We start from the raw sequence: 18242 nt of genomic DNA on the forward strand, positions 1-18242 counted from the left end.
CGCCACCTGGCGTGAAATTTCCCGCTGTCAAAGCCATCCCCGCTCGGCAAAGGAGACATATTCGCCATGACCAATCACCAGATGATCGAGCAGACGGATGTCGAGTAGCTGGCAGGCTTCGCTGACTTTATGGGTCACTTCACGGTCTGCACGGCTCGGCTCTGCCATGCCCGACGGGTGATTATGCGCCAGTATCAGGGCGGCGGCATTGAGCTTCAGCGCTTCCCGGACAATCTCGCGGGGGTGAACTTCCACGCTGTTAATGGAACCAGAGAACATATTTTGTGCCCGCAGCACACGATGCTGATTATCCAGAAACAGTGCCATAAAGATCTCACGCTCCTGATGGGCTAACAGACTTTGCAGATACTGGCGCGTGATTTGTGGATTTTCCATTGCGCTTTCGCGGGCCAGCTTACTGGCGAAAAAACGCTTCGCCAGTTCGGCAATCGCATGAAGTTGTGCCAGCTTGGCATCGCCGACCCCTTTGATTTCACCGAATGCCGCTTTGTCTGACGTCATGAGCTGATAAAGCGAGCCAAAACCGTCCAGCATCTGACCGGCCAGCTCCAGGACGTTCTGTCCAGGCGATCCGGTACGGAGAAAAATGGCCAGTAGTTCGGTATCGCTGAGGGCATGCGCACCCAGCTTCTGGAGTTTTTCCCGTGGTCCCTTTATTTTCATGTCCGCTCTCCCTGAGATGAGCCTCAGCATGGCCCATCATGAAGCGTGCGGCTATGAGTGAAGCTGCAATCTACGAGACAGCTCGCAAACGCAGTCAGTGAAAAGGCGCATCCGCGCTTTTGTGATAAAGTCCGTGCATTCGCCGCCGCGAGCGGCAGAGAGCTTAGTGAGGCCAACATCATGATGGGATTAGCCGGCAAAAAAATTCTTCTTGGCGTGAGCGGCGGTATTGCTGCTTATAAAGCACCTGAGCTGGTGCGCCGCCTGCGCGATCGCGGTGCTGATGTCCGCGTGATGATGACAGAGGGTGCGAAAGCATTTATTACTCCGCTCAGCCTGCAGGCTGTCTCCGGCTATCCGGTATTTGACGATCTTCTTGATCCGGCAGCGGAGGCGGCCATGGGTCATATTGAACTGGCAAAATGGGCCGACCTTATTGTGCTGGCACCGGCCACTGCTGACCTGATTGCCCGTATTACTGCCGGTATGGCAAACGATCTGGTGACGACCGCCGTGTTAGCGACGGCCTCACCCGTGGCAGTGGTGCCCGCTATGAATCAGCAGATGTATCGTGCGGCGGTGACCCAGCATAACCTGCAGAGCCTGCAGGCGCGTGGCGTGCTGATTTGGGGACCGGACAGCGGCAGCCAAGCCTGCGGCGATGTCGGGCCAGGCCGGATGCTCGACCCGCTGGTGATTGTTGACCATGCGGTGCAGTGGGCCTCGCCCGTCAACGATCTGCAACATCTCAACATTATGATTACCGCCGGCCCTACCCGTGAGGCGCTGGACCCGGTGCGCTACATCACTAACCACAGCTCCGGCAAAATGGGCTTTGCCATTGCCGACGCCGCCGCCAGACGCGGTGCACAGGTCACGCTGGTCAGCGGCCCGGTCACCTTGTCTGCGCCAGCGGGTGTGCGGCGAATTGATGTGACCAGCGCGCTGGAGATGCAGGCCGCCGTCATGAGTGAGATAGATAAACAACATATTTTCATTGCAAGCGCAGCCGTGGCAGACTACCGGGCAGCCGATATTGCGGCCGATAAAATCAAGAAACAGGGCGGCGATGATAACGTCACGCTGAACCTGGTAAAGAATCCCGATATTGTTGCCGGCGTCGCTGCACTTCAGGAAAACCGGCCATTCGTCGTTGGATTTGCTGCTGAAACACAGAATGTGGAAGAATACGCCCGGCAAAAACGGGTGCGCAAGAATCTGGATCTGATCTGCGCTAACGACGTCGCTAAAGCCGGACAGGGGTTTAATAGCGACACCAATGCTCTTCACCTTTTTTGGCAGGATGGAGAAAAACGCTTACCGCTCAGCGATAAGTCTCTCCTTGGCCAACAATTAATAGACGAGATTGTCAGCCGTTATGATGAAAAAAATAGACGTTAAAATTCTGGATCCGCGCGTCGGCAAAGAGTTTCCACTGCCGACCTACGCGACTTCAGGTTCCGCTGGGTTAGATTTACGCGCCTGCATTGATGATGTTCTCGACATCGCACCAGGCACCACAACGCTGGTTCCGACCGGCCTGGCGATTCATATTGCCGACTCCGATCTGGCCGCTGTGATCCTGCCGCGCTCAGGCCTTGGCCATAAACATGGCATCGTGCTGGGCAACCTGGTGGGTCTGATTGACTCCGACTATCAGGGACAGCTGATGGTCTCGGTCTGGAATCGCGGCCAGGAAAGCTTCTCGCTGCAGCCCGGCGATCGCATGGCACAACTGGTCTTTGTACCGGTGGTGCAGGCGGAATTTAACCTGGTCGAAGATTTCGACGCCAGCCTGCGCGGCGAAGGCGGCTTCGGCCACTCCGGCCGCCAGTAACCCGCATTACCGACTTTCACTTACGCCCGTTATTTTTTCCTCATCGCCACAGGACGCGTTCCTGTGGCAGATGCGTAGGTGTTGCCTGTTTTTAGGTGAATTTCAGGGGTCTTTAAGGTCATGGCAGAAAAAAAAGTCGCGAAGCGGAATCGTCGCGAAGAGATTTTGCAGGCGCTGGCGCAGATGCTGGAGTCGGGTGATGGCAGTCAGCGCATTACCACAGCCAAACTGGCAGCCACGGTGGGCGTTTCCGAAGCGGCGCTATATCGTCACTTCCCGAGTAAGACACGAATGTTCGATAGCCTGATTGAGTTTATCGAAGACAGTCTGATTACCCGCATCAATCTGATCCTCAAGGATGAAAAAGAGACCATGACGCGTCTGCGTCTGATCGTGCAACTGATTCTGGGATTTGGTGAGCGTAATCCGGGACTGACACGCATTCTGACCGGCCATGCATTGATGTTTGAGCAGGACCGACTGCAGGGACGCATCAATCAGCTGTTTGAGCGGATTGAAGTGCAGCTGCGACAGGTGATGCGGGAACGGAAAATGCGCGAGGGCGAAGCCTTTCAGGCTGATGAGGCGCTGCTGGCAAGTCAGTTGCTGGCTTTCTGTGAGGGTTTACTGTCACGGTATGTCCGTTCTGAGTTTCGTTTCAGTCCTACCGCAGACTTTGAGGCTCGCTGGCCGCTGATTGCCGCGCAGCTGGCGTAAAGCGTAAAAGAAGGCGGGCATTGCGCCCGCCTCTGTTAAATCCCGTACGCTTTCTGATAGGCACGTACCTGAGCCAGATGATCGGCCATCTCAGGCTTCTCTTCCAGCCAGGCAATCAGGTCTGCCAGCGTTATAATCGCGGTCACTTTGCAGCCGTAATCACGTTCCACTTCCTGAATCGCCGACATTTCTCCGCGTCCACGCTCCTGACGATCAAGCGAGACCAGCACGCCTGCCAGAGTAGCGTTGTGCGCGCCGATAATATCCATCGACTCACGAATCGCGGTGCCTGCGGTGATCACATCGTCCACCAGCATCACTTTGCCCTGCAGCGAACTGCCAACCAGCAGGCCACCTTCGCCGTGATTTTTCGCTTCTTTACGGTTAAAGCAGTAAGGCACATCGCGGTCATGATGATCCGCCAGCGCCACCGCCGTGGTGGTGGCTATCGGAATGCCTTTATAGGCCGGGCCGAACAGCAGATCAAAATCAACAGCGCCATCCACCAGCGCCTGCGCGTAAAAGCGTCCCAGCAGCGCTAAATCCCGTCCGCTGTTAAACAGACCAGCATTAAAGAAATAGGGGCTTTTACGCCCGGACTTCAAAGTGAACTCACCGAACTTCAGCACCTGCTTGTTCAGGGCAAATTCAATAAACTGACGCTGCCAGGCTTTCATTTCTCACTCCTCAAATAAAGAAAAGGCGACTCTGAGGTCGCCTGTTACATCAATTTTCCAGCGCTGCTTTCTGCGCCTGAATTAATTCCTCAATTCCGCCCCGTGCCAGCGTCAGTAGCGTCAGCAACTCTTCATGGCTGAACGGTTCGCCCTCAGCGGTGCCCTGCACCTCGATCATGCGGCCATCTTCCAGCATCACGACGTTCATATCGGTTTCTGCGGCTGAGTCTTCAACATACTCCAGATCGCACAGCGCTTCGCCTTTGACGATGCCCACTGAAATCGCCGCGACCATGCCCTTCATCGGGTTCGCTTTCAGTTTGCCACTGGCCACCAGCTTGTTCAGCGCATCAGCCAGCGCCACGCAGGCTCCGGTGATTGATGCGGTGCGAGTGCCGCCATCGGCCTGAATTACGTCACAGTCGAGCGTAATGGTAAATTCACCCAGCGCTTTAAGATCAACCGCGGCGCGCAGTGAACGGGCGATCAGACGCTGAATCTCCAGCGTACGTCCGCCCTGCTTGCCTTTTGCAGCTTCACGCGCCATACGGCTGTGGGTCGAACGCGGCAGCATGCCATATTCGGCCGTTACCCAACCCTGGCCCTGGCCTTTGAGGAAACGCGGAACCCCTTCGTCTACCGAGGCAGTGCAAAGCACTTTCGTTTCGCCGAATTCCACCAGAACGGAACCCTCTGCGTGTTTGGTGTAATTGCGGGTCAATGTGACTGGACGCACCTGTTGTGCGCTACGGCCTGCTGGACGCATGGGTATTCTCCGGCTTGCTAATGATTGGCTGCGCATTATACGGACTTCCTTGCCCGCTGTCTCTTGCGCTGGTCTGACGCAGGCATCAGATGAAATTCCCCGCCAGCTGTGGCTAAATGCGCGTTCCTTTCTCTCTGATAAAAAAGACATATGGCCGCCATTCTTCATTTCCTGCTGGCGCTGGTGGTGATCTTCGCCCTTGCGCTGCTGGTCAGTCATGACCGTAAACAGATTCGTCTGCGCTTTATTATTCAACTGATTGTGGTGGAAGCCGCGCTGGGTTGGTTCTTCCTTCACTCTGCCGGGGGTCTGGCGCTGGTCGGCTCGTTCGCCGGTTTCTTTGAGACGCTGCTGGGTTTTGCCGCACAGGGCACGGAGTTCGTGTTTGGCGGAATGAGTAAGCAGGGGCTGGCATTTATCTTCCTTGGCGTGCTCTGCCCGATTGTCTTTATTTCGGCACTGATCGGCATATTGCAGCACTGGCGCATCCTGCCGCTGCTGATCCGTATTTTCGGGACGCTGCTGTCGAAGATTAACGGCATGGGCAAGCTGGAGTCGTTCAACGCCGTCAGCACGCTGATTCTTGGGCAGTCGGAAAACTTCATCGCTTATAAAGGGATTCTGGGTGATATCCCGCCGCGCCGGCTCTACACCATGGCAGCGACCGCGATGTCTACCGTTTCGCTGTCGATTGTCGGTGCTTATATGTCGATGATCGAACCGAAATATGTGGTTGCGGCACTGCTGCTTAACATGTTCAGCACCTTTATTATCCTGTCGATCATCAACCCGATGAAAAGCCAGGATGAGCAGCCTATCGCGCTGGATAAACTGCATGAAGAGCAGAGCTTCTTTGAGATGCTGGGCGAATACATCCTGGCAGGCTTCAAAGTTGCGATGATTATTCTGGCCATGCTGATTGGCTTTATTGCCCTGATTGCTGCCGTCAACGCGCTGTTTGCGGCGGTGTTCGGCTACAGCTTCCAGCAACTGCTCGGCTACCTGTTCTATCCTCTGGCCTGGCTGATTGGCATTCCCAAAGTCGATGCCCTGCAGGCGGCCAGTATCATGGCAACCAAACTGGTGGCGAACGAGTTTGTGGCGATGATTGAACTGCAGAAAGTCGCGGCAGGCATGAGTGCGCGTGGGCTGGGTATTCTGTCGGTGTTCCTGGTCTCGTTCGCTAACTTTGCCTCTATCGGCATAGTGGCAGGCGCAATAAAAGGCCTGAATGAGAAACAGGGAAATGTGGTTTCCCGTTTTGGCTGGAAGCTGGTCTATGGCTCCACTCTGGTCAGTCTGCTCTCCGCAGCCTTTGCCGGTCTGTTTATCTGATTATTCAACGGGCGGCAGCTCTGCCGCCCGCTTTCGCCTTAGAATCCGACGCAGACGGGTGCATCCACCCGCATAACCGACTCCTGACCAAACCGTTTTTTATAGAGGCTGCGTAACGCCTCTATATCACCGTTGGTGGCGGGATCGATCCCGTGGATCAGCATCAACGCCTTACTGTTCTCCCGTGCCAGCTGACCATTCTCGCCCAGCCATTGCCCTTTGGCATCATAGACCGACAGCCCCGCTTTAAACCGTGGCGTGACCTCATTATCCACGAAGTTCATCCAGTCGAGTGAACTCACCCTGCCGCCATCAGGCTTGCTCAGTCCAAACCACAACGTGGTCTGCATCATCATGTCGCCACCCGCACAGATGGGTTGCGGTTTAGTGGGCGGCGAGTGGCGTGCCTGGCAACCAGCCAGCAGCAGAGCCATCACAACAGGAAGGGCAATAACGCGAGACATAGATCAGTCATCCTCACAAAGGGTCAATGGTCATCATAAGTGGCTGTCGCTGAAAGCGGAAATGGTTCGTTATTTTCCTGTGCGACGCTTATGCCTGTTATGCCGTGGCTCGCCTCGCTATACTTCACCCATCTTTCCGCAAATGAGTACCGCTTATGATCCGCAGTATGACCGCTTATGCCCGCAGCGAAGCCAAAGGCGAATGGGGCAGCGCCGCCTGGGAGCTGCGTTCCGTGAACCAGCGTTATCTGGAAACCTACATCCGCCTGCCGGAACAGTTTCGTGGGCTGGAGCCGGTTATCCGCGAGCGCATTCGCCAGCGTCTGACGCGCGGTAAAATTGAGTGCAACCTTCGTTATGATGCCGATCCCAGCGCGCAGGGCGAACTGATGCTCAACGAAACGCTGGCGAAACAGCTGGTGCAGGCTGCCAACTGGGTAAAAATGCAGAGCGACGAAGGCGCGATTAATCCGCTGGATATTCTGCGCTGGCCGGGTGTAATGTCTGCGCAGGAACAGGATCTGGATGCCATTAACACCCAGTTGTTGCAGGCACTGGATGGGGCGCTTGATGACTTTATCGCGGCACGCGAAAGCGAAGGTACCGCCCTGAAAGCAATGATTGAGCAGCGTCTGGAAGGCGTCTCGCAGGAAGTCAGCAAAGTGCGTGCGCAGATGCCTGAAGTAATCAAATGGCAGCGTGAGCGGCTGGTCGCCAAACTGGAAGATGCTGAAGTCCAGCTGGAAAACAATCGCCTTGAGCAGGAACTGGTGATGATGGCGCAGCGGGTTGATGTTTCTGAAGAGCTGGATCGTCTGGATGCGCACGTTAAAGAGACTTACAACATCCTGAAAAAGAAAGAGGCCGTGGGCCGCCGTCTCGACTTTATGATGCAGGAGTTCAATCGTGAGTCGAACACGCTGGCATCGAAGTCGATCAATGCAGAAATCACGACTTCAGCCATTGAACTGAAGGTGCTGATTGAGCAGATGCGCGAGCAGATTCAGAATATCGAGTAATTTCCACTCAACAAAGCGCTCGCAGTGGCGCTTTGTTGCCCTTTCAGGCGCAGTCAACACTTAAAGAGTCAGCTCCTTATGCCAGTTGCTCGCTTTTTCAGCGCGGCCAGCATCAGAATCAGGTAAAGATAAATAAATAATCATTTCCAGACTGTTCCTGAAACGGCCTCGCTTACAAATAAAGCTTCTTTCAGGTTTATGTTAATTATTTGAAAAATAATAATTTTACAGGATATATGTACTTTTATAGCCGGTTTTGCCGCATATCCATGAAACAGGTCAATCCTGTAGATGCCGGAGTTTCCCTTTCTTTGAAGGCACTTTTTGATAAAATGTTGGTCGAAATCAGTACAGCTGTACCGCCTTAAGACTCATGGAAGTGCTCTTTGTGCGATGCATCCCCCTATCCCATGAAGGTTGTTAATGAAAAACACCGGAAAATTTAGCAGTTCGCTGCTGCATCCGCGTTATTGGTTTACCTGGTTTGGCCTTGGCGTACTCTGGCTGCTGGTCCAGCTCCCCTATCCTGTTCTTATGCGTCTCGGTGCCGGTGCCGGCAAAATCTCTCGCCATTTCCTGCAGCGCCGCGAGCGTATTACCCGTCGTAACATCGAACTCTGCTTTCCGGGCATCAGCGAAGAAAAAACAGAACATATGATCGCCGGTAATTTTGCGTCGCTCGGGATGGCGCTGGCTGAAACCGGTATTGCCTGGTTCTGGTCTGACCGTGCGGTAAGACGTCTGTTTAAAGTGTCGGGAATGGAAAATCTGCATGCCGCGCAGAAAGAAAAGCGAGGCGTGATGCTGATTGGTGTGCATTTCATGTCACTGGAGCTGGGCGGCCGCATCAGCGGACTCTGTCAGCCAATGATGGCGATGTATCGCCCACACAATAACCAGGCGATGGAGTATGTGCAGACTAAAGGGCGGATGCGCTCAAATAAAGCGATGATCGACCGTCGTGATCTACGCGGTATGGTTAATGCCCTGAAACAGGGTGAATCGGTCTGGTTTGCGCCTGATCAGGATTACGGCCCCAAAGGCAGCACCTTTGCGCCGCTGTTTGCGGTGGAAAAAGCCGCCACGACTAACGGGACTTTTGTTCTGTCGCGTCTGGCGAAGCCAGCGATGGTGCCGATTATGCTGATTCGTAATCCAGGAAATGATGGCTACCATTTGATCATCGAACCGATGCTGGAAAATTATCCTCATACGGACGAGGCTGCTGCTGCAGCTTATATGAACAAAGTGATCGAAAATCAGATACTTCGTGCACCCGAACAGTATCTTTGGCTGCATCGTCGCTTCAAAACCCGGCCACCGGGTGAAGAGTCGCTCTACGTCTGAGTTAACTGATAAAGCAGGCCTCGCGCCTGCTTTGTTGTTTTAATCTGCTGAACGACATCTGCTCTACGTCCACTCTCTCATCCTCGTTTGCTGTGCTCTCATACTGACTCTGCCGTTATAGCTACCCCTGCAGTTTCAGCTGTTCAGCACACCTGTCTGCGTCCGGCAGGCTGGTATCAAAGAGATAATTAAGGAATGATGAATCCTCTTACCTCGTCAATGCCGGACAATCTTATGGATATCAACGATACACAGCAGTGGCAGCGTCCGCTGATTGATGATCGCCTTACGCCCTATATTGAAGTGGATGCAGAGCGCCTGGAGCAGAACCTGCAGCATATGCAGCGCAAAGCCAGTGCGGCAGGCGTCGCGTTGCGACCGCATATCAAAACGCATAAAAGCGTCTGGATTGCGCAGCGTCAGATCGCGTCCGGCGCCCAGGGTGTTACCGTCTCAAAGCCCAGCGAAGGCATCAGTTTTATTCAGGGCGGCGTTCGTGATCTGCTATTAGCCTACCCGATTGTGCAACCGCAAAGCGTGGCTGAATTGCTGCGCCACGCCGTGCTTCATCAGGTAAAGCTCATTCTGATTGCGGACAGGCTGCAGGGCGTAGCGGCTATTGCTGATGCCTGTCAGCAGCAACCGGAATGCGACCTTGCGGTAGCGATTAAGGTTGATGTTGGATTACATCGGATAGGTGTCAATCCTGATACAGATGAAGCGGTGCTGATTGCTCAGGCGCTGCAGGAGAAAGGGTTACGCTTTGCCGGATTAGTGTCACATGCCGGCCACGCTTATGGTGCCGGGAATGCCGCGGCCATTGCGGATGTCGCCCGGCAGGAAACGGCATTGATGCAGCGAGTACAGGCAAAACTGCAGGCGGCTGGTTTTACCGACTGCCCTCTCTCTGTGGGTTCAACGCCTACGGCGCTGGCAGCAGAGATTGCACCCTGCATTCATGAAATCCGGCCCGGAAACTATGCACTACTGGACCTAACCGCCTGCCGTCTCGGATTAAGTCACGTCGATCAGCTGGCAATGAGCGTCCTTACCCGTGTCGTGGCGGTGAACGATCATTTCGCGATTGTGGATGCCGGGTCAAAAATGCTGAGTTCGGATAAAGGGCCACACGGCACCAATGCCAGCGGCTTTGGTGTGGCAGCCGACGAAGCGGGTCATACTTATGAAGTGACAAAATTATCTGAGGAGCACGGTTTTCTGCTTTATCAGGATCGCCGCCCTGAAGTCGGCACGCTGCTGCGTATATTCCCTAATCACAGTTGTGCCGTGATGGCGCAGTCGGACGGCTTTGTTCTGCGGCACGCTAACGGCCATAGCGAAGATCATGTGGTTTCTGCGCGCGGCAATTTCATCTGAGTCAGTGGCAGACATCATCACCAGTTGTCTGCCATTTGTACGAAACCCTTTCAACACCACAGTTCTGCTGTTACAACGTTTTAACAAGCCTGGCCCCATGCTTTAATGCTTTTTTAGCTTATTCACTGGAGGTTACATGCTCTCCTCTCGCACTCTGAGCCTGACGATTCCACGTCACTGGTTAGATCTTTATGAAACCATCTGGAAGCCAGAATTTTTCCCAAAGTGGGCTTCCGGGCTGACGCACAGTGCGTTAGAACCCGATGGCAATCGCTGGCGTGCTAAAGGCCCCCAGGGCAGTGTGAAGATCCGGTTCTCGCCACATAATCCGTTTGGGGTAATGGATCACTGGATTGATAGCGGCTCAGGAAAGGAGATCTACGTACCGATGCGCGTGATAGCAAACGAACAGGGCGCCGAGGTGATGGTAACGGTCTATCGCCAGCCATTTACTTCAGATGAGAAATTTAAGCAGGATATTGAATGGGTTAGCAACGATCTTGAGAAACTCAACCAGCTTCTTACACAATAAATCAATGACTTAGCGCGCCTTTTTCTCTGCATTTATCACTGGCCGTTAATGAAAAAATATAGAAAAACTTTCGACGATAAAGCATAAAGCGCTTATCTGATTACTCATCATCCTTACGCATTTATCACCAACCCTGCTTAAGCATCGTTGCCAGGAAAAATCCTGGCAAAACCCTCTGAAAGGCAGGCGACTCCCTCTGATTCCGGGCCTGCTGGTTTGCCGCATAAACAATTTCTCACTGGTCCATACATTAATCATTAACAATCGTTTATTAGCAATCTGCTGGGGATTTAATATTTATCATGCATAAAGTGAAACCATTTATTTCTGCGGTCGAGTAATCAGACTTTTCTTATGGTGTTAAATTAAATAAAACAATGTATAAATCATTCCACACACAGCAATACCCATAATGATAAAGCAGGAAAAAAGTCATGGACCGCTCAACGTATCCTTTGTTATCAGAAAAAGAATGCATTGAGATTGCCGCAAGGATGCTGGCAGGAGAATATAAAACTACAACAGGATTTATTCGTGATCTGGCGGAATTCTTATTCGCTGCAGGGGATTCCGCCATGACACGAAACAGCAATTTTACCAGGGATATCTTTTTATCCAGGCATCATTTGATTGAACCCATAATAACATGGCAAGCCTGTAAAGCGTTTTCAGGACTTCGGCCGGAAAAATTGCACTAACTAACGGTGTTACAGCAACCTCTCCTTGCCGTTACACAACTATTTAATTCTCACAGAGTCGATGGACTCTAACGAGTATATTATGGCAATACGTGAAAACAGTCTGAATAGCGCAAAATGGTCTCTGCTCTCTTCAATCAAAATTATTGGTATCGGCGTATTACAACTCTCGTTGCTGGCGCAGATTCTGCAGGCGAATGAACTCAATCTGCTGGCGATCGCCGTGATTGCTTTACTGGCTATCGATACTCTGGCCGATCGGGGCTTCTCAAATACACTGATCCGCCGCTCGATTCTCTCTATCAATGACCTCTCCACGATCTACTGGGGGAATATGTTGATGGGCGTCGCGGTGTTTGGTCTGTTATTTACTGGCAGCCATCTGCTGATCAGCCTTTTTGATCAGCCTGAACTGGCATTAATGCTGCAGATGGTCTCAGTGGTGTTTATTATCATCCCACAGGGTCAGCATTACCGTGCGATATTACAGCGCGAAAAACAATATACCCGTATCGCTTTTGCTGAAACCTCCTCGGTATTAGCCGGACTTGCCGTTACCTTATTTACCGTCTGGCTGACCCCTTCAGTATTATGTGCGATCTGGGGTTACCTGGCGATGGCATCCATTCGTATGCTGATTTACTGCTACTATGGTCGTTCATGGTTCCAGCCGGAATACCGTTTTAGCCTGAATACATTTTCTAAAATTCGTGCAAAAAATAAATAATAAAATAAGTCTGTAGATGGGCTCTGAGCATCCGAAACGATGCGTTGGCGTGCTGTTAACCAGCACGCCTTTTCTTTTTATTTAGTCTGTCACATTATTTCTCTGATCGATTCTTTGCCCGCAGCATCCAGACCTTTTTTATCTCCTGTATAAACTGGTTTTCGACCAGCGACTATCTGGCGATCGTCGTCAGTTCACCGTCCGCCCTGAGTCGGAAAACCCCGCGCCGGAACGCGCAAACCCTCTGTACGTTGTTTCCTCTCAACTTTTTCAATCACCTGCCGCAGGCCCTTCGCAAAAAAGTCTTTCTATGCTGACGCCAGCGCTGGCTGGTATAAACTGCGCTCATCCCGGACGCCGATCGCCAGAAAAGCTCAGTCGCCGTTTCTCAGGCAATGCCGTAGTCTTGCCGCCGTATTACTGGAGTCTGCTATGTTACTGACCGTTCTCTACATTATTGGTATTACTGCTGAAGCCATGACGGGTGCGCTGGCGGCGGGGCGCCGCAAAATGGATCTGTTCGGTGTCATCATTATTGCGTCCGTGACCGCCATTGGTGGCGGTTCGGTGCGCGACATCCTGCTGGGTCACTATCCGCTGGGCTGGGTGAAACATCCCGAATACATCATGATTGTTGCAGCGGCGGCGGTAGTAACCACTTTCCTGGCACCCCTGATGACGCATCTGCGCAAAGTGTTTCTGGTGCTTGATGCGTTAGGACTGGTGGTCTTTTCTATTATCGGCGCGCAGGTTGCGCTCGATTCAGGACACGCCATGATTATTGCCGCGATAAGTGCGGTCATTACCGGCGTCTTTGGCGGCGTACTGCGTGACATGTTCTGTAATCGCATTCCGCTGGTGTTTCAGAAGGAACTCTACGCTGGTATCGCTTTCGCCTCTGGCTGGATGTATATCCTGCTGCTGAAAACCACGCTGGCGCATGAGGCGGTGATTATCATCACCCTGCTGTTCGGATTCTTCGCCCGTTTACTGGCGCTGCGCTTCCGTCTTGGTTTGCCGATTTTCAACTATCCCCATCCCGAGCATTGAGTCTGCGGGAATTCCCTGCTGTCTCAGAAAAGCGATCAGCGCCTGCAGGCGGGCATCATGGAACTGCGTAACCAGGCGCTTTGCCAGCGCCGCACCGACACCCGGTAAAGCTTGCCAGTCCCCGACATCCCGCTGCATTAAACTCTCCCAATGCTGATCGGGCAGCGCATTGAGGGCCTTCCGCGGCAGTGAAACACCTAAGGCATCCACCCAGCGACGAAGCGGCTGCTGACGGGTGAGATTAAAACGGTGCCAGAGCTGACCCGCCCGCTTCGGAGAGAGGCCCGTTGCGGCGGCGATCTGTTCTGGTGTTAACGTCAGCCAGCCGAACAGGTGCGTCATACTGCCGGTTTCCAGTAAGTGCAGCCAGGTGCTGCGCTCAACGCCAGGAATATTCAGTACCGTTTTCTGACTGAGCCAGCGTAATTTTGCCAGTAGCTGCTTCTGGCATTCAGCGCTGAAGGTGTAACAACTCAGCGGCGTGTAGCGCGACGCGTCGGGAGGCTGAGGATAGTGCCGCTCTGCCACGCGCCAGATCACCCGCTCCAGCCGGGGAATGCCCTGGCCCGCCAGACTCAGTGTGATGACATCTCCCGCCACGATATTGCTCTCCTGCCAGCGACGCAGCGATCCAACATTGACCCGCCTGACCGTCTTATCATCCAGTTGTACCGGCTGCAGATTAAGTACCGCGGCTATCTTCCCGGTTCGGCCGACTGGAAAATCGACGGAGAGTACTTCAGCGCTGACTTCCGGAGGCTGATATTTCCAGGCAACGGCCCATGTTCCCTCTCCAGGCTGCCAGTTTTTGCCCGCAGGACGCAGGCTCTGATGAACGACGACGCCGTCAGTGACAAAGGGCAGCGCAGCATGAAACCAGCGTTCCCGCCACGCTGCAACCTCCTCTTCGTCTTTAACGCTGTGGCTCCAGTTTGCGGCAACGCCCAGTCCCCAGCGGCTGAGTTGCTGAAGGCGTTCCGTCATCGTGGCGGGGCCATCTGGCCAGGCCCAGATAAAAATATCGAGCGAATCCAGCAGAGGAACCCGCTGCTTGCTCATCATGGCGCCAGCGACCTGTGAGCGCGCATTCCTGCCGCCATCAACCGCCTGCTGATGACCGGTCATCGACAGAAACAGCTCACCCTGCAGCACAACCTCTTCAAGTCCGGTCTCGATCCGCAGCGGAATTGCAGGGATCCAGACGGCTTTAGCCAGCCACTCTTCACCGCGTAATCCATCACCACGACTCAACAGTGAAACCAGCCTGCCGTGGCGATAAACCAGGGAAACGGCAATGCCATCCACTTTCGGCTGCACCCAGAGATCGTGCCGTCCCTGCATCCAGTAAGCCAGGGCCAGCTTGTCGCGCATCTTTTTTACGCCCGTGTGGGCGACCGGATGCAGGTGCTCACCCTCACCCGGCAGTTGCGGTGCGTAAGCGGGCTGCAGAGGGTTAAAGCAGTGCTGCCAGTGATTCAGTCGCTGCTGCAGACTGTCATAATCTGCATCAGCCACCGGACTCTGCCCCTGACGATAGTAAGCATCATCCCAGTGCTGCAGTTGCTGTTGCAGACGACGGATCTCTTCTGACGCCCGGGTGGGTGTCCAGACGGGACAAAGGGCGCTGTGCGCAGGCCATATGGCAATCCACAGAGCAGCCGCAAACAGCGGCCAGCCGAATACTTTCATGATCTCTCTCCTGACGTTTTGCAGCATTCAATACCGGTGCTTCAGCGTCAGCCAGAGGTGATGTTCAGTTATGGAAGGGATGCCGTCGCAATCAGGGAATAATTACAGTCGTCCGACAGAGATTTGAGCGAAGATGCGCAAAAGTTGAGGGTTGCCGCTGCGCAAACGCTGCGTGGCAGCGGGAAGCTGTGTATACTGTGCAGGAAATCGACTCCGCTTTTAATCAATTCAAGAAAACCATGGCTCAAGGCACGCTCTATATTGTTTCTGCTCCCAGCGGCGCAGGTAAATCCAGCCTGATTCAGGCGCTGTTAAAGACCCAGCCGTTGTATGATACGCAGGTCTCTGTTTCGCACACGACGCGCGGTATGCGTCCGGGTGAAGCCCATGGCGAACATTACTTTTTTGTTGAGAAACATGAATTTGAGCAGATGATCGCGGAAGAGGCTTTCCTCGAACATGCCAAAGTTTTCGACAACTATTACGGTACTTCGCGCCATGCTATTGAGCAGGTGCTGGCAACCGGCGTTGACGTGTTTCTCGACATCGACTGGCAGGGTGCGCAGCAAATTCGCACCAAAATGCCTGGCGCACGCAGCATCTTTGTTTTGCCGCCTTCGAAAGAAGAGCTCGATCGCCGTCTGCGCGGTCGTGGCCAGGACAGCGAAGAGGTGATCACGCGCCGCATGGCTCAGGCGGTAGCGGAAATGAGCCACTACGCTGAGTACGACTATTTAATTGTGAATGATGATTTCGATCTGGCGCTGTCCGATCTGAAAACCATTATTCGCGCAGAACGTCTGCGTATGGCGCGTCAGAAGGCGCGTCACGATGCTTTAATCAGCAAACTGTTGGCAGTCTGAATACAGTTTCAGTATGATGCGCAGTCATTTCTTCATCTGTGGAGTAGCACACCTATGGCACGCGTAACCGTTCAGGACGCAGTAGAAAAAGTTGGTAATCGTTTTGACCTGGTGTTGGTCGCTGCACGTCGTGCACGTCAGATGCAGGTAGGCGGCAAAGATCCACTGGTTCCGGAAGAGAACGATAAACCTACCGTTATCGCCCTGCGCGAAATCGAAGAAGGTTTGGTCACCAATCAGATTTTAGATGTGCGTGATCGTCAGGAACAGCAAGAGCAGGAAGCCGCTGAGTTACAGGCCGTTACCGCTATCGCTGAAGGTCGTCGTTAACAGCCACCTGCAGGTCGCCCTTGTATCTGTTTGAAAGTCTCAATCAACTGATTGAAAAATACTTGCCAGAGGAGCAGATCAAGCGCCTCCAGCAAGCCTACCTTGTCGCACGTGATGCCCACGAGGGACAGACACGCTCCAGCGGTGAGCCTTATATCACCCATCCGGTTGCCGTGGCCTGTATTCTGGCGGAAATGAAGCTCGACCATGAAACTCTCATGGCCGCGCTGCTGCATGACGTGATCGAAGATACGCCTGCCACTTACCAGGACATGGAACAACTGTTCGGTAAAAGCGTGGCGGAACTGGTCGAAGGCGTTTCCAAGCTGGATAAGCTGAAATTCCGCGACAAGAAAGAAGCGCAGGCAGAGAACTTCCGCAAGATGATTATGGCGATGGTGCAGGATATCCGCGTCATTCTCATCAAGCTGGCTGACCGTACCCACAATATGCGCACTCTCGGCGCATTACGTCCGGACAAACGTCGCCGCATCGCGCTGGAAACGTTAGAGATTTACAGTCCGCTGGCGCACCGCCTGGGTATTCATCATCTTAAAACGGAGCTGGAAGAGCTCGGTTTTGAGGCCCTCTATCCGAACCGTTATCGGGTCATTAAAGAGGTGGTGAAAGCCGCGCGCGGTAATCGTAAAGAGATGATCCAGAAGATTCTTTCTGAGATCGATGGCCGTTTGCAGGAAGCGGGCATTCCCTGCCGCGTCAGCGGGCGTGAAAAGCATCTTTACTCGATTTACCGCAAAATGACGCTGAAAGAGCAGCGTTTTCACTCGATCATGGATATCTATGCCTTTCGCGTCATCGTGAAAGATCTGGATACCTGCTATCGCGTTCTGGGCCAGATGCACAGTTTGTATAAACCGCGTCCGGGCCGCGTCAAAGATTACATCGCCATCCCCAAAGCGAACGGCTATCAGTCGCTCCATACCTCAATGATTGGTCCGCACGGCGTGCCGGTCGAAGTACAGATTCGCACCGAGGATATGGATCAGATGGCGGAAATGGGGGTCGCTGCGCACTGGGCTTATAAACAGGCGGGCGAAAGTGGCACCACCGCACAGATTCGCGCTCAGCGCTGGCTGCAAAGCCTGCTGGAGCTGCAACAGAGTGCGGGCAGTTCGTTTGAATTTATTGAAAGCGTGAAGTCCGATCTCTTTCCCGATGAGATCTACGTCTTTACACCTGAAGGCCGCATTGTTGAGCTGCCAACCGGTGCGACGCCGGTGGACTTCGCTTATGCGGTCCACACCGATATCGGCCATGCCTGCGTTGGCGCACGCGTTGACCGCCAGCCTTATCCGCTGTCGCAAACCCTGACCAGCGGTCAGACGATTGAGATCATCACTGCGCCAGGCGCCCGTCCTAACGCCGCCTGGCTCAACTTTGTCGTCAGCTCCAAAGCCCGCGCAAAAATTCGTCAGCTGCTGAAAAACCTCAAGCGCGAAGACTCCGTCAATCTGGGTCGCCGCCTGCTCAGCCATGCGCTGGGCGGCAGCCGTAAACTGGCTGAGATCCCGCCTGAGAATATCAGGCAGGAGCTGGATCGTATGAAGCTGACCTCGCTTGACGATCTGCTGGCAGAAATCGGTCTGGGCAATGCGATGAGCGTGGTGGTGGCGAAGAACCTGTTGCAGGCTGACAGCAACGCCATCAGCAGCAACAGCAAGCGCGGTAAACTGCCGATCAAAGGTGCAGATGGCGTGTTGATTACCTTCGCCAAATGCTGCCGTCCGATTCCCGGTGACCCGATTGTTGCCCATGTCAGTCCCGGCAAAGGGCTGGTGGTGCATCATGAATCCTGTCGGAATATTCGCGGCTACCAGAAAGAGCCCGAAAAATTCATGCCGGTCGAGTGGGATAAAGTCACCGAGCAGGAGTTCGTGGCGGAAATCAAAGTCGACATGTTTAACCATCAGGGCGCACTGGCTAACCTGACAGCGGCAATCAACACGGCCGGTTCCAATATTCAGAGCCTGAATACCGAAGAGCGTGATGGGCGCGTTTACAGCGCCTTTATCCGCCTGACCGCACGTGATCGCGTCCATCTGGCGAATATCATGCGTAAAATTCGCGTGATGCCGGATGTGATCAAAGTCCATCGTAACCGTAATTAGG

19 protein-coding genes are annotated in these 18242 nt (G+C 53.7%); 14 read left to right on the forward strand and 5 right to left on the reverse strand.

Going from position 1 to position 18242, the window contains the following annotated elements; translation table 11 throughout:
* Positions 1 to 27: 27 nt before the first annotated feature.
* Complete coding sequence (gene radC / locus FOV68_RS21770) at positions 28 to 684, reverse strand: DNA repair protein RadC (protein ID WP_031591882.1); 657 nt, start codon at positions 682 to 684, stop codon at positions 28 to 30.
* Between the two features lie 180 nt (positions 685 to 864).
* Here radC and coaBC point away from each other — a divergent pair, with 180 nt between their 5' ends.
* The 3 genes from coaBC to slmA all read left to right on the forward strand — a co-directional run bounded on the left by coaBC (position 865) and on the right by slmA (position 3238).
* A complete protein-coding gene (coaBC, locus tag FOV68_RS21775; RefSeq protein ID WP_031591883.1) occupies positions 865 to 2085 on the forward strand; it encodes a bifunctional phosphopantothenoylcysteine decarboxylase/phosphopantothenate--cysteine ligase CoaBC in 1221 nt (406 codons plus the stop codon).
* Positions 2063 to 2521: a dUTP diphosphatase gene (gene dut, locus FOV68_RS21780; protein WP_069025529.1), complete on the forward strand. Its 459-nt coding sequence runs from the start codon at positions 2063 to 2065 to the stop codon at positions 2519 to 2521. The genes coaBC and dut overlap by 23 nt, the downstream gene beginning before the upstream one ends.
* A 120-nt stretch (positions 2522 to 2641) precedes the next feature.
* Entirely contained in the window at positions 2642 to 3238 is a 597-nt protein-coding gene (gene slmA, locus FOV68_RS21785) for a nucleoid occlusion factor SlmA (protein ID WP_010258372.1), read from the forward strand.
* Positions 3239 to 3273: 35 nt separating this feature from the next.
* On the opposite strand, the gene pyrE is transcribed toward slmA, so the two are convergent.
* Positions 3274 to 3915 carry an orotate phosphoribosyltransferase gene (pyrE, locus tag FOV68_RS21790; protein WP_143991536.1) on the reverse strand — a complete coding sequence of 214 codons (642 nt, stop codon included), beginning with the start codon at positions 3913 to 3915 and terminating at the stop codon, positions 3274 to 3276.
* Between the two features lie 49 nt (positions 3916 to 3964).
* Positions 3965 to 4681 (reverse strand): ribonuclease PH, encoded by a 717-nt coding sequence (gene rph / locus FOV68_RS21795; protein ID WP_143991537.1) that lies wholly within the window; start codon positions 4679 to 4681, stop codon positions 3965 to 3967.
* 150 nt (positions 4682 to 4831) lie between these two features.
* Here rph and FOV68_RS21800 point away from each other — a divergent pair, with 150 nt between their 5' ends.
* Positions 4832 to 6016: a NupC/NupG family nucleoside CNT transporter gene (locus FOV68_RS21800; RefSeq protein ID WP_069025530.1), complete on the forward strand. Its 1185-nt coding sequence runs from the start codon at positions 4832 to 4834 to the stop codon at positions 6014 to 6016.
* 38 nt (positions 6017 to 6054) lie between these two features.
* Here the strand turns inward: FOV68_RS21800 and FOV68_RS21805 are convergent, their stop codons facing one another.
* Positions 6055 to 6480: a DUF3574 domain-containing protein gene (locus tag FOV68_RS21805; RefSeq protein ID WP_031591889.1), complete on the reverse strand. Its 426-nt coding sequence runs from the start codon at positions 6478 to 6480 to the stop codon at positions 6055 to 6057.
* Between the two features lie 155 nt (positions 6481 to 6635).
* Between FOV68_RS21805 and FOV68_RS21810 the strand changes: the two genes are divergently transcribed.
* From FOV68_RS21810 to FOV68_RS21840, 7 genes are all read left to right on the forward strand, one after another.
* The gene (locus tag FOV68_RS21810) at positions 6636 to 7499 is read left to right on the forward strand and encodes a YicC/YloC family endoribonuclease (RefSeq protein ID WP_010258384.1); all 864 of its coding nucleotides are present in this window, start codon (positions 6636 to 6638) and stop codon (positions 7497 to 7499) included.
* A 423-nt stretch (positions 7500 to 7922) separates the two neighbouring features.
* Entirely contained in the window at positions 7923 to 8846 is a 924-nt protein-coding gene (gene lpxP / locus FOV68_RS21815; protein WP_031591897.1) for a kdo(2)-lipid IV(A) palmitoleoyltransferase, read from the forward strand.
* A 234-nt stretch (positions 8847 to 9080) separates the two neighbouring features.
* The gene (locus FOV68_RS21820) at positions 9081 to 10223 is read left to right on the forward strand and encodes an alanine racemase (RefSeq protein WP_143991547.1); all 1143 of its coding nucleotides are present in this window, start codon (positions 9081 to 9083) and stop codon (positions 10221 to 10223) included.
* Between the two features lie 136 nt (positions 10224 to 10359).
* Positions 10360 to 10755: a hypothetical protein gene (locus FOV68_RS21825; RefSeq protein ID WP_031591901.1), complete on the forward strand. Its 396-nt coding sequence runs from the start codon at positions 10360 to 10362 to the stop codon at positions 10753 to 10755.
* A gap of 434 nt (positions 10756 to 11189) precedes the next feature.
* On the forward strand, positions 11190 to 11453 hold the full coding sequence (locus tag FOV68_RS21830) for a hypothetical protein (protein ID WP_031591902.1): 264 nt from the start codon (positions 11190 to 11192) through the stop codon (positions 11451 to 11453).
* 82 nt (positions 11454 to 11535) lie between these two features.
* Complete coding sequence (locus tag FOV68_RS21835; RefSeq protein WP_143991538.1) at positions 11536 to 12180, forward strand: oligosaccharide flippase family protein; 645 nt, start codon at positions 11536 to 11538, stop codon at positions 12178 to 12180.
* Positions 12181 to 12612: 432 nt separating this feature from the next.
* Complete coding sequence (locus FOV68_RS21840; protein WP_010258398.1) at positions 12613 to 13230, forward strand: trimeric intracellular cation channel family protein; 618 nt, start codon at positions 12613 to 12615, stop codon at positions 13228 to 13230.
* On the opposite strand, the gene ligB is transcribed toward FOV68_RS21840, so the two are convergent.
* Positions 13168 to 14919, reverse strand: a complete 1752-nt coding sequence (gene ligB, locus FOV68_RS21845) for an NAD-dependent DNA ligase LigB (protein ID WP_143991539.1) — start codon at positions 14917 to 14919, stop codon at positions 13168 to 13170. The genes FOV68_RS21840 and ligB overlap by 63 nt on opposite strands.
* Positions 14920 to 15158: 239 nt before the next feature.
* On the opposite strand from ligB, the gene gmk reads away from it, so the two are divergent.
* Genes gmk through spoT form a run of 3 tightly spaced genes read left to right on the forward strand, consistent with a single transcriptional unit; the run spans position 15159 to position 18241 of the window.
* Positions 15159 to 15782 carry a guanylate kinase gene (gene gmk, locus FOV68_RS21850; protein WP_143991540.1) on the forward strand — a complete coding sequence of 208 codons (624 nt, stop codon included), beginning with the start codon at positions 15159 to 15161 and terminating at the stop codon, positions 15780 to 15782.
* A gap of 54 nt (positions 15783 to 15836) precedes the next feature.
* Complete coding sequence (gene rpoZ, locus FOV68_RS21855) at positions 15837 to 16112, forward strand: DNA-directed RNA polymerase subunit omega (protein ID WP_003851346.1); 276 nt, start codon at positions 15837 to 15839, stop codon at positions 16110 to 16112.
* Positions 16113 to 16132: 20 nt separating this feature from the next.
* On the forward strand, positions 16133 to 18241 hold the full coding sequence (spoT, locus tag FOV68_RS21860) for a bifunctional GTP diphosphokinase/guanosine-3',5'-bis pyrophosphate 3'-pyrophosphohydrolase (protein ID WP_010258411.1): 2109 nt from the start codon (positions 16133 to 16135) through the stop codon (positions 18239 to 18241).
* Position 18242 lies beyond the last annotated feature (1 nt).

Source organism: Pantoea sp. paga, from assembly GCF_007558755.1.
Taxonomy (GTDB): Bacteria; Pseudomonadota; Gammaproteobacteria; order Enterobacterales; family Enterobacteriaceae; genus Pantoea; species Pantoea agglomerans.